General features: G+C 67.9%; 12 protein-coding genes and 1 pseudogene. 11 read left to right on the top strand and 2 right to left on the bottom strand.

Features of this window, described 5'->3' with window-relative positions:
• On the bottom strand, window positions 1-444 hold a 444-nt coding region (locus tag AC5E6L_RS09855), incomplete at its 3' end, for an ABC transporter ATP-binding protein (RefSeq protein WP_491772953.1).
• A gap of 32 nt (window positions 445-476) precedes the next feature.
• Window positions 477-1,301: an IclR family transcriptional regulator gene (locus tag AC5E6L_RS09850; RefSeq protein ID WP_491229628.1), complete on the bottom strand. Its 825-nt coding sequence runs from the start codon at window positions 1,299-1,301 to the stop codon at window positions 477-479.
• Window positions 1,302-1,499: 198 nt separating this feature from the next.
• Between AC5E6L_RS09850 and AC5E6L_RS09845 the strand changes: the two genes are divergently transcribed.
• The 11 genes and pseudogenes from AC5E6L_RS09845 to AC5E6L_RS09795 all read left to right on the top strand — a co-directional run.
• Window positions 1,500-2,738 carry an ABC transporter substrate-binding protein gene (locus tag AC5E6L_RS09845; protein ID WP_491229629.1) on the top strand — a complete coding sequence of 413 codons (1,239 nt, stop codon included), beginning with the start codon at window positions 1,500-1,502 and terminating at the stop codon, window positions 2,736-2,738.
• A 135-nt stretch (window positions 2,739-2,873) separates the two neighbouring features.
• Window positions 2,874-4,079 (top strand): carbohydrate ABC transporter permease, encoded by a 1,206-nt coding sequence (locus AC5E6L_RS09840; RefSeq protein ID WP_491229630.1) that lies wholly within the window; start codon window positions 2,874-2,876, stop codon window positions 4,077-4,079.
• Entirely contained in the window at window positions 4,079-4,930 is an 852-nt protein-coding gene (locus tag AC5E6L_RS09835; RefSeq protein ID WP_491229631.1) for a carbohydrate ABC transporter permease, read from the top strand. The genes AC5E6L_RS09840 and AC5E6L_RS09835 overlap by 1 nt, the downstream gene beginning before the upstream one ends.
• Window positions 4,931-5,021: 91 nt before the next feature.
• Window positions 5,022-5,264: pseudogene (locus AC5E6L_RS09830) on the top strand (family 4 glycosyl hydrolase); the annotation flags it as partial.
• Between the two features lie 16 nt (window positions 5,265-5,280).
• Window positions 5,281-6,060, top strand: coding sequence for an SDR family NAD(P)-dependent oxidoreductase (locus AC5E6L_RS09825; RefSeq protein ID WP_491229632.1), 780 nt, complete (start codon window positions 5,281-5,283; stop codon window positions 6,058-6,060).
• On the top strand, window positions 6,057-7,022 hold the full coding sequence (locus AC5E6L_RS09820) for a 2-dehydro-3-deoxygalactonokinase (protein WP_491772949.1): 966 nt from the start codon (window positions 6,057-6,059) through the stop codon (window positions 7,020-7,022). The genes AC5E6L_RS09825 and AC5E6L_RS09820 overlap by 4 nt, the downstream gene beginning before the upstream one ends.
• A complete protein-coding gene (locus AC5E6L_RS09815) occupies window positions 7,019-7,678 on the top strand; it encodes a 2-dehydro-3-deoxy-6-phosphogalactonate aldolase (RefSeq protein ID WP_491772947.1) in 660 nt (219 codons plus the stop codon). Before AC5E6L_RS09820 ends, AC5E6L_RS09815 begins: the two co-directional genes overlap by 4 nt.
• Window positions 7,665-8,531: an SMP-30/gluconolactonase/LRE family protein gene (locus tag AC5E6L_RS09810; protein WP_491772945.1), complete on the top strand. Its 867-nt coding sequence runs from the start codon at window positions 7,665-7,667 to the stop codon at window positions 8,529-8,531. The genes AC5E6L_RS09815 and AC5E6L_RS09810 overlap by 14 nt, the downstream gene beginning before the upstream one ends.
• 18 nt (window positions 8,532-8,549) lie before the next feature.
• The gene (locus AC5E6L_RS09805) at window positions 8,550-10,535 is read left to right on the top strand and encodes a beta-galactosidase (RefSeq protein WP_491230320.1); all 1,986 of its coding nucleotides are present in this window, start codon (window positions 8,550-8,552) and stop codon (window positions 10,533-10,535) included.
• A 50-nt stretch (window positions 10,536-10,585) separates the two neighbouring features.
• Window positions 10,586-11,263, top strand: a complete 678-nt coding sequence (gene tsaB, locus AC5E6L_RS09800; protein ID WP_491772943.1) for a tRNA (adenosine(37)-N6)-threonylcarbamoyltransferase complex dimerization subunit type 1 TsaB — start codon at window positions 10,586-10,588, stop codon at window positions 11,261-11,263.
• Window positions 11,260-11,669: GNAT family N-acetyltransferase (locus AC5E6L_RS09795; protein WP_491772941.1), on the top strand; the 410-nt coding region annotated here is incomplete at its 3' end. The genes tsaB and AC5E6L_RS09795, both read left to right, overlap by 4 nt.

The raw sequence follows: 11,669 nt of genomic DNA, 5'->3' as shown, positions 1-11,669 counted from the left end.
GATCGCCCGGCCGATCGCCACGCGCTGGCGCTGGCCGCCCGACAATTGCTTGGGCTTGCGCTGAAGGAGCTGTTCGAGATGCAGGATCCCGGCCGCCCGCTTCACGCGCCCGGCCACGAATTCGGGATCGGCGCCGGTCATCTTCAGCCCGAAGCCCATATTCTCCGCCACCGTCATATGCGGGTAGAGCGCATAGGACTGGAACACCATCGCAACGCCCCGGTCGGCCGGCTCGACATGGGTGACGTCCTCGGCGCCGATCGCCACGGTCCCGCCGCTCGCCTCCTCAAGACCGGCCACCAGCCGCAAGAGCGTGGACTTGCCGCAGCCCGAGGGGCCGACGAAGACGGCGAACTCTCCCGCCTCGATGGAAAGGTCGACGCCGTGGATGACGTCCACATTGCCGAATGACTTTTTGAGGTCCCTCAATTGTACGTCCGCCACGCGCGCCTCCCCCGCACTGCCGCCGCCATCCGTCAGGCGCGCGGTCCGAGTCTGATTTCGATGTCCTGGTTGATCGCGTCGGCAGCCGCCCGCACATCGCCTTCCCAGCCGGCCATTTGGGCCATCGCGATCCGGTAGCTGGGCGCCGTCACCGAGATGCCGCCCACGAACGACCGGTCGCGCGAGCGGACCGGCGCGGCGATGCAGTGAATGCCCGCCTCGTGCTCCTGGCGGTCGTAGGCGATGCCGGCGGCGCGGATGTTCGCGATTTCGGCGCGCATCGCATCGGCGCCGTTCAGCGTATGCTCGGTGTGCCGGCGAAAGGCGATCCGGCCGATGCGCGCGTCCGCCTCGGCTTCCGGCAGCGCCGCCAGGGCCGCCTTGCCGACGCCGGTGCAGTAGCAGGGCGAGGTGCTGCCGATCTGGCTGTGCATGCGCACGGCCTGGCACGATTCCACCTTGTCCAGATAGACGACCTCCAGATCGCGCAAGGCGCCCAGGTGAACCGTTTCGCCGGTCCTTGCGTGCAGCGCCTTCAGGTGCGGCTCGGCGATATCGCGCAGCCGGTTGCCGGACCATGCGCGGGCCGCGAACTGCAAAAGGCGCAGGCCGAGGCCGTAGGACTGGTCCGGATTGACCAGAAGCAGCCCTTCCGAGATCAGGTTGGAGACCTGCCGGTGCAGCGTCCCTGGCGGCTGGTCGATCGCCTCGCGCAGGTCGCGAAACCGCATCGGGCGGTCGGCCCGCGCCACGGCGTCCAGAACGGCAACCGCCTTGCCGAGCGTGCCCGTGCCCGCATCGGCACGCCGCCGCGCCCGTGACGGTCGAGGCGCCCGCTCTTCCATGCCTGTCGACATTGCCTCCAAAACCTCCGCCCGTGCGGACGACGCCCTTGACTTGATCGGAACGCTAGACCAATAATTCGATATAGTCAAATCCGGTTCCATTATGTGGAAGTTTTAGGTCCGGCATTTGTCTGCTTTTGGCAATGCGTCCGATCGCGCGCGGCGCATGGATGGCGGATGGCCCGCCATCCGCATTCGGGAGGACATCATATGAGATCTTTGTTCAAGGGCGCCGTGCTCGGCGCTTTGGGAGCGACGGTATCGGCGACCGTGGCTGCGGCCGGCGAACTGTCCATTACATTCGACGATCTGAACCCCGCGCCCAAGGCCGCCTTCGAGGCGGCGGTTGACGCCTTCAGGGCCGCCAATCCCGATATCGACGTCATCACCAACATTGGCGATCGCGAGGCGCACAAGAACACGATCCGCTCGGCGCTTCAGAACGACGCGCCGGACGTCATCACCTGGTATCCGGGCAACCGCATGGGGCCGTTCGTCGATGCGGGCCTGTTCATGGACATTTCCGACCTGTGGGCATCGGACCCGAACCTGTCGCAGCATTTCCAAGCCATCAAGCCGACCATGACGCGCAACGGAAAGCAGTGGGGCGTGCCCTATTCCTATTATCAGTGGGGCATCTATTACCGCAAGGACATCTTCGACAAGCTGGGCCTTGCCGAGCCGGCGACCTGGGACGAGTTGCTGGCCGCCTGCGACGTCATGACCGAAAACGGCGTTACGCCCTTCACCATCGGCACCCGCTTCCTTTGGACGGCCGCGGGCGTGTTCGACTATCTGAACCTGCGCACCAACGGCTACGAGGTGCACAACGCCTTGACCGCGGGCGAGATCAAATACACCGACGACCGCATCCGCGCCACGTTCGCCAACTGGGAAACCATGCTCGAACGCTGTTCCTTCGTCGACAATCACGCCACGATGAGCTGGCAGGAAGCGCTTGCGCCCTTCGCCAACGGCGATGCAGCCATGTATGTCATGGGCAACTTCGCCGTCTCGGGCATGAAGGATGCGGGCCTGACCGAGGACCAGATCGACTTCTTCCGGTTCCCGGAAATCACGCCCGGCCTGCCGCGCGCCGAAGAGGCGCCGGCCGATGCCTTCTTCATTCCGGCCAACGCCACCAATGTCGAGAACGCCAGGACGTTCCTGGCCTTCGTCGCCCGCCCCGACGTCCAGTCCGAATGGAACAAGGCGATCGGCCAGTTGCCGCCCAACGCGGCGGCCGCGATCAACACCGACGACAAGTTCATCGTTGAGGGCATGCAGACGCTGTCGACGGCGACCGGTCTTGCCCAGTTCTACGACCGGGACGCGCCCGCCGCCATGGCGCAGGCCGGCATGGAAGGCTTCCAGCGCTTCATGCTCGATCCGGGCGCGCTGGACGAGGTGCTGGCCGAACTCGACCGGGTCCAGGCCGAGGTCTATTGAGGATAGGCGCTGCGGATCGGCCGGACCCGTTTCGGGTCCGGCCATCGTCTTTGGCCGGCAGGCACGTGCTCACCGGGCCCGGATAGCGGGTCCGTGACACCGATGCGTTCAGGCGGATTTCCCGGAGGAGCAGGCATGGCGGGCGCGGCAGAAGTCACCGCAGGGGGCTATCGGGCCAGACGCTATGAGACCGACACGGGCCGTGCCGGGATCGCGGGCGTGGTTCTGCTTGTCTCGGCGTGGCTTTCGTTCTTCGTCATCGATCCCGGCCTGGTCCAGGGCTGGCTGGGCTATGCGCAGCGCAGCGATGCCCGCGTGCCGACATTCTATCTGCGCTTTGCGCTGCTGCTCGCCGTCATCGCGTCGGCGTTTGTGCTGATCACCTCCACTGCCTATTACAAGCGCAACCGGATCACGTTGGCGCCATGGATGTTCGTTTCCATCGGGCTGATCTTCTTTGCGATCTACGTCATCATCCCGATCTTCCAGTCCTTTTCCTACTCGTTCACGCGCTGGGACGGGCTGCGCGACGTCGACGGCGTGTGGACCGGCGAATGGGTCGGCCTTCAGAACTACCGCACGCTGCTCGGCGACCCCAATTTCTACACCTCGCTGTGGAACAATCTTTTGTGGCTCGTGCTCTTCATGCTCGCCATCCCCATCGGGCTGGGCATCGCGCTGTTCCTGAACCAGACCGTCACCGGCATCCGAATCTACAAGTCGCTGTTCTTCTTTCCGTTCGTCATCTCGCAGGTCGTCGTCGGGCTGATCTTCGCCTGGGCCTACAACCCCGAATTCGGGCTCGTCGGCGAAATCTGGGGCTGGTTCTTCTGCGAGGAAACGCAAAACATCCTCGGCAATCCCACGACCGTGTGCTCGCTCGATCCGCCCAACATTTTAGGCGATCCGGATGTCGCAACCTTCGGCATCATCGCCGCGGGCCTTTGGCCGCAGATCGCCTATTGCATGATCCTCTACCTGACCGGGCTCAACAATGTCTCGCCCGACCAGATCGAGGCCGGCCGGCTCGACGGCGCCCGTGGCTGGAAGATGCTGCGCCATGTCATCTTGCCGCAACTGGCGCCGGCGACGTTCCTGGCGGTCGTCGTCACGGTCATCGGCGCGCTGCGCTCGTTCGACATGATCGCCACCATGACCCAGGGCGGCCCGTTCGGCTCGACCAACGTTCTGGCCTATTACATGTACGATCAGGCGGTGGGCGAGGGCGTCGGGCGCTACGGCTACGGTTCGGCGATCGCGGTGGTGCTGTTCGCGATCATGCTCGTCTATATCGGCTTCTTCCTGTGGAAGATGTACCGGGACGAAAGGGAGGGGCGCTGATGTTCCCGCGTCCGATCGAAAAAGCCTCTCCCGCTGCGCAAATCGCCTACAAGGCGGCCCTGCCGGTCGCGCTGTTTGTCTGGCTTTTGCCTTTGCTCGCGATCTTCCTGACGTCCATCCGTCCGGCCCTCGACATCGCGACGGGCAATGTGTTCGGCGTGCCCAGCGAATTGGCGTTGTTTGAAAACTACGGCACGGTGCTCGCCCAGCCCAACGCGCTGCGCTACATGCTCAACACGCTGATCATCACCCTGCCGGCGGTCGTCCTGTCGGTGGCGCTGGCGTGTCTGACCGGTTACGCACTGGCGATCTACCGGTTCCGCTGGGCGCTGCCGCTGTTCTTCATCTTCGTCGCCGGCAATTTCGTGCCGTTCCAGATTCTGATGCTGCCGGTCGTCGATCTGTCGGTGCGGCTGGAGATGATGAACACGATCCCGGGCCTGGTCATCTTCCACGCCGCGTTCCAGACCGGTTTCTGCACGCTCTTCATGCGCAACTTCATCAAGGCGCTGCCGTTCGAACTGATCGAGGCCGCGCGCATCGAGGGCGTCGACGAATTCAAGATCTTCTGGCATCTGGTCATGCCGCTTGTGAAGCCGGCCATCGCCGCCCTGTCGGTTCTGATCTTCACCTTCATCTGGAACGACTTCTTCTGGGCCACCGTGATGTTGCAGGATGACGCGAACCTGCCGATCACCGTCGGCGTGCGCACGCTCAACGGCGAATTCGTCCAGCAATGGCAACTGATTTCCGCCGCCTCGCTGCTGGCGGCCCTGCCGCCGGTGATCATGTTCTTCCTGATGCAAAAGCATTTCATCGCCGGCCTGACGCTCGGCGCGACCAAGGGCTGATCCATGTCCGGTGCACCGCTCATCGCCTTCATCGGCGCCGGCTCGACCATCTTCATGAAGAACATCGTCGGCGACATCCTGCAAAGGCCCGCGCGCGCCGCCGCAACTGACCGCGCTGATGCGCTCGAACGTCAACGTGCAGGAACTGACCGTCCGCGCCCTGCTTGAGGAGAATCGCGATCACATCTATCACGCCGCCATGATGGACCCGCACACCGGCGCCGAACCGGATCTCGACCAGATCTGGAACGCGGTCGACAGGCTGATCGAAACGCACGGGGCTTGGCTTTCGCACGGGCTGCACGATCGTGCCGCCACGGTCGCCGCCCCATAGGATACCAAAGGATACCATGGCAGACACTCCAACCTATCCCCCAACCTATCCCGACCTTGAAGGCGCCTCGGTCCTGATCACTGGCGGCGGGTCGGGTATCGGCGCCGCGCTGACCGAAGGCTTCCTCGCGCAGGGCGCGCGGACGGCCTTCGTCGACATTGCAGAGGATGCGAGCGAAAGGCTCGCCGAGGACCTGCGCGGCCGCTACGGCCGTGCGCCGCTTTATATCAAGGCCGACCTGACCGATATCGAGGCGATCCGCGCCGCCGTCGACGGGGCCGCGCGCGATCATGGCCCGATTACGGTTCTGGTCAACAATGCCGCCTGGGACGACCGGCACGAGCTGGCCGGCGTCGATGACGCCTATTGGGACAAGAGCTTGGCGATCAATCTGCGTCATGCCTTCTTCACCGCCCAGGCCGTGGCCGAGGGCATGAAGGCGTCCGGCGGCGGCGCGATCGTCAATTTCACCTCCACCTCCTTCATGCTCAACATCGGCGACATGCCCGCCTATACGGCCGCCAAGGCCGGCATCGTCGGGCTCACCAAGGGGCTGGCGGGCAAGCTTGGCCCGCACAATATCCGCGTTAATGCCTTGGCGCCCGGCTGGGTCATGACCGAGCGTCAAAAGGCGCTCTGGGTCACCGAAGAGACCCTCGCCGCTTTCCTGGAGCGCCAGTGCCTGAAGGCGCCGCTGCAACCCGAACAGATGATCGGGCCTTGCCTGTTCCTGGCCTCGGCCGCCTCCAGCGCCATGACCGCCCAGACCGTCATCGCCGATGGAGGTCTGCTGTGACGCCCCGCGGTGCCATCGCGGCGGTGCTCGTCGACTGGGGGACCTCGCGCCTGCGCCTGTGGGCGCTCGATCGCGACGGGGGCGTCATCCGTGCCGCGCGCAGCGCCGAGGGCATGGGCGCGACCGCCCCGCGCGCCTTCGAGGGCATATTGGAGCATCATCTGATCGAGCTGGGCGCCGGCGCCGACGTCCCGGTCATGATGTGCGGCATGGTCGGCAGCCGGCAGGGCTGGCAGGAGGCGCCCTATGTCTCCGTGCCGGCGCGGCTCGAAACGATCGTCGCGCGGGCGGTCCGCGTGCGGGGCACCCGTCGCGATGTGCGCATCCTGCCCGGAATCGCCGACCGCTCGCCGCGAACGCCCGATGTGATGCGCGGCGAGGAGACGCAGCTTCTGGGTCTTGGGCGCCTGGCCGGAGCGTCGGCCGAGGGGCTCGTCTGCATGCCCGGCACCCACGCCAAATGGGTGCGGCTCACCGATGGTGCCGCAACGGTCGCGGCCTTCGCGACGGCGCTGACCGGCGATCTGTTCGCGGCCCTTTCGACCGGATCGGTGCTGCGCCATTCGCTCGGCGCCGACGCGGAGGCCGACACGGCTGCCTTCGAGGCCGCCGTTCGCGCATCCATCGACGAGCCGTCGACCGCCTTGATGCGCCTTTTTGCGGTGCGCGCGCGCGGGCTTCTGGCCGGCGCCGATGCGCGCCATGCGCTGGGCACGCTTTCGGGCACGCTCATCGGTCTCGACATTGCCGGCGCGCTGACCCGGTTCGGCCCTGCCGGCCGGCTGGCGCTGGTCGGCGGAGGCACGCTGGGGGCGCTCTATCTGCGCGCCCTTCGCCTTGCCGGGTTCGATGCGACAGCCATGGATGGCGAGGAGCTTGCCTGCGAGGGCCTTCAGGTGGCAGCGCGCCACGTCTGGCCCGATCGGCTGTGCGCCGACCGGCCCGCGGCGGTGGCCCGATGACCGCCCGCGCGACCGCGCCATGGCCGCGCCTTGACCGCGGGCTCGTCGCGATCCTGCGCGGGTTGCGGCCCGAAGAGGCGCCCGCGATCGCCGCCGCGCTGGTCGAGGCGGGCTTCGGGGCGATCGAGGTGCCCCTCAATTCCCCCGACCCGTTCGCTTCGATCGCGCGCATCGCCGCCGACCATGGCGACCGGGTGCTGGTTGGCGCCGGCACGGTCCTGACGCCGGACGACGTGGACCGGCTGGCCGACAGCGGCGGCCGGCTTCTTGTGTCCCCCAACATCGATGTCGACGTGATGGCCCGCGCCGCCGCGCTCGGCCTTGTCACAATGCCCGGCGTCTTCACGCCGACCGAGGCGTTGCGCGCCGTTCGGTCGGGCGCCTCGGCGCTGAAGTTCTTTCCGGCGAGCGTGCTCGGCGCCGGCGGCATCAAGGCCATTGCCGCCGTGCTGCCGCCCGAAACCGTGATCGGTGCCGTCGGCGGCGTGGCGGATGCCCATTTCGCCGACTATGCCAAGGTCGGCGTGCGCACCTTCGGCCTTGGATCGTCGCTCTATGCGCCGGGTCTCGATGCGGGCGAGGTCCATGCGCGCGCGGTGGCGGCCGTTGCGGCCTATGACGCGGTCTTCGGGAGCGGTGACGATGGCCAGGATTGACATGCTTTCGGGAACGCGCTGCCATTTGGGCGAGGGACCCCATTACTGCCCGCGCCGCGACACGCTGTTCTGGTTCGACATCGTCGGCAAGCGTCGGCACGCCCACCATTTTGCGACCGGCGAGGAGACGGTCCTCGCCCTGCCCGAGATGACCAGCGCCATGGGGATCACCGAGCACGGCCGCGACGTGCTGTTCACCGAGACCGGCCTTTGGCTCTGGGACGGCGGCGAGCTGACCCGGCTGGCGCCGATCGAGGCGGACAATCCGCGCACCCGGTCGAACGACGCGCGGATTCACCCCTCCGGCGCGTTCTGGCTGGGCACGATGGGCACGGGTGCCGAACCGGGCGCGGGAGCCATCTACCGCTATTTCGCCGGCACGCTGGAACGGCTCTTTTCCGGCATCACCATTCCCAACGCGATCTGCTTTTCGCCCGGCGGCGAAACCGCCTATTTCGCCGACACGAAGACGGAGCGGCTGATGAAGGTCGCGGTCGACCCGGCCAATGGCGCGCCGGTCGGCGAACCGGGCGTCTTCTTCGACCATGGCGGCGGCGATGGCGGGCTAGACGGCGCGATCTGCGACGGCCAGGGCCGGCTCTGGAACGCGCGCTGGGGCGCTTCGGCGCTCGACTGCTATGCGCCGGACGGGCGCCGCCTCGACACCGTCGACCTGCCGGTCACCCAGCCTTCCTGCCCCGCTTTCGTCGGCGGCGACCGCATCGCCGTCACCTCGGCCTTCGAGCATATGGACGCGGACGCCCGCGCCGCCGATCCGGACGCGGGCGCCACGCTGCTGGTCACGCTCGACGGACCGGTCTCGCCGCGCTTCGAGCCCGCCGTCCTGATCTGACCGCCGCCGGACCATGCCATGACCATCCCCCGCAAGCAGCGCCTTGGCACCTGCTATTATCCCGAACACTGGCCGTCCGAACGCTGGGCGACCGACGCCGCGCTGATGGTCGAGGCGGGCATCAGCCATGTGCGCATCGGCGAGTTCGCCTGGTCGCGGCTTGAGCCGGAGCCGGGCCGCTACGATTTTGGCTGGATGGACGAGGCGTTCGAGGTCCTCGCCGGGGCCGGGCTGAAGGTCGTGCTCGGCACGCCGACGGCGACGCCGCCCAAATGGCTGGTCGATGCCATGCCGGACATGCTGGCGCTGGACGCCGAGGGCCGGCCGCGCGGTTTCGGCTCGCGCCGCCATTACTGTTTCTCGCACCCCGGATACCGCGCCGCATGCGCCCGGATCGTCGAGGCGCTCGCCCGGCGCTATGGCGGTCACGCGGCGCTCGAAGCCTGGCAGACCGACAATGAATATGGCTGTCACGACACGGCGCTGAGCTATTCGGCCGCCGCGCGCGAGGGGTTCCGCGCCTGGCTTGCCGAAAAGCATAAGTCGGTCGATGTGCTCAATGAGGCGTGGGGCAATGTGTTCTGGTCGATGCAATATCGCGCGTTCGGCGAGGTCGAACTGCCCAATCTGACCGTCACCGAGCCGAACCCGTCCCATGCGATGGACTTTCGCCGCTACACATCCGACCAGGTCGTCGCCTTCAACCGGTCGCAGGCCGACATCATCCGCCGCCATTCCCCAGGTCGCGCGATCGGCCACAATTTCATGGGAGCCGAAGCGGGCTTCGACCATTATGCGGTCAGCGCCGATCTGGACATCGCCGCCTGGGATTCCTATCCGATCGGCTTTCTCGACCGGGGCGGGGCGGACGAAGCGACCAGGCTGCGCTATCTGGGCGTCGGCGACCCGGACTTCCAAGCCTTCCACCACGATCTCTACCGGGCCTGCGGGCAGGTTCGCAACGGCGCCGAGGCCGGACGCTGGTGGGTGATGGAGCAGCAGCCCGGCCCGGTCAACTGGGCGCCCCACAACCCCGCGCCCGCGCCGGGCGCGCTGCGTCTTTGGGCCCATGAGGCGTTCGCCGCCGGCGCCGAGGTCGTGTCCTATTTCCGCTGGCGCCAGCCACCCTTCGCCCAGGAGCAGATGCACGAAGCGCTGCTTTTGCCCAATGGCGACAGGAACGAGGGATGGCATGTCTGCCGGCAGCTCGGCCGGGAGCTTTCCGAACTGGATGCGGTGGCCGCGCCGGCCAGGGCCGACATCGCGCTGATCTTCGACTATGAGAGCGCCTGGGCCTGGGACATCCAGCCGCAGGGCGCCGGTTTCTCCCATCTCGACATGGCGCTGCGGTTCTATCGGGCGCTGCGGCGCGCGGGCGTGTGCGTCGATGTCGTCCCGCCCTCGGCGCAAGCGGTGGCCGGCCGCAGGCTCGTCGTCCTGCCGTCCCTGTTCGCCGTTTCCGACGCGCTCGCGCAGGCCCTTGAAGATGGTGGCGCGCATCTGCTGATCGGTCCGCGCACGGGCTCGAAGACCTCGGATTTCCGGATCCATCCCGACCTGCCGCCGGGCCGCCTGCGGGCGCTGGCGGGCATCACGGTCACGCGCGTCGAAAGCCGGCCGCCCTTCGCGCCGGTCGCCCTCGCCGACGGCACGCGATTCGAGGGCTGGCGCGAATTCGTGCGCGTCGACGCCGATACGGTCTCGGTCGAGCTTTCGAGCGAAGACGGCCATCCGGCCCATCTGTCGAACGGCCGCGTTCATTATCTGGCCGGGCGGCCCGACGCGGCATTGGCCGACCGCATCGTCCGCCGGCTTCTCGATGCGGCCGGCATCGCGCCGCTCGATCTGCACCGGGACGTTCGCGTCCGGGACAATGGCGATCTGCGCTATGTCTTCAACCACGGGCCGGAGGCGGTTGACGTCTCGCCGCTCGCCGCCGGGCGCGCGATCGTGATGGGCGAGGCCCTCCTTGCGCCCTGCGGCGTCCTCGTGCTGCGGCGCTGACCGGACGGTTGGGTCTTGCCGGACGCCCGGCCGCGCAATAGCAAGGCCCGATGGCCGTTCTCGTCATCGACACCGCCGCCCGCTTTTGCGCGACATGCCTCTACGAGGCGGGCGCGGACCGGGTTGTTGCCGCGATCGAGGAAGAGATCGGTCGCGGCCATGCCGAGCGGCTGACGGGCATGGTCGGCGAGGTGATGCGCAAGGCCGGCATCGGTTTCGCCGCCCTGACCGGCATCGCCGTGACGATCGGGCCGGGCTCGTTCACCGGCATTCGCGTGGGCGTGGCCGCCGCGCGCGGCTTCGCCCTTGCGCGCGATCTGCCCGTCACCGGCGTGACGACGCTTGAGACGGTCGCCGTGCAGCTTGGTGCCGAAGCGCGGCCGGACGGCCCCTGCGCCGTTCTGATCGGTGGCGGGCGCGGCCAGATCTTCCTGCAACACTTCGCCGCGGACGGCACGCCGCTCGATGCGGCGCGCGCCGTGCCCGAGGTGGACATCGCCGCCCATGTCCGGCCCGGCTGCGCGTGCCTTGCCGGCGATGCGGCGGGCCGCGCCGGGCTTGCATCGCCTGTCGCCGTCGATCGGCCGGTCGGCGATATCGAGGCGGTCGCGCGCGCCGCGCACCGCTTCTCTCATCCGCCCTCTCCGCTCTATCTGCGCGGTGCGGACGCCAAGCCGCAGGCGGGCCATATCCTGCCGCGCCGGGCCGCCGGAGCGGACGCGCCGTGAGGTGGCTTCAGACCCTTTGGGGCGCCGGCGACATCGCCGTCGGCCCGCTCGCGGGCGAGCACGCGCCTTGCGCGGCCGACATCCATGCGGCGACCTTCGCGCGCCCATGGACCGACGGCGAGATCGCCGACCTGATCGGCAAGGCGGGCGTCTTCGGTTATGCCGCCCATGCGCCCGCCGCCCGCGGGGCGACGATGGCCGGTTTCGTGCTGGCCCGCGTGGCGGCCGACGAGGCGGAAATCCTGACCATCGCGGTCAGCCCGGACCGGCAGGGCCATGGCGTCGGCCGGCGGCTGATGGACCGGGTGCTGGCCCACGCCCATCGCGAGCGCCTGTCCGCCGTCTTCCTTGTAGTCGACGAAGCAAACCCTCCCGCCCGCGCGCTCTACCGCAGGCTGGGCTTTGC

The sequence above is a fragment of the Roseitalea sp. genome, assembly GCF_984466335.1.
The sequence above is the reverse complement of the archived record's forward strand: the minus strand, read 5'-3'. Positions and strand labels throughout refer to the sequence as shown.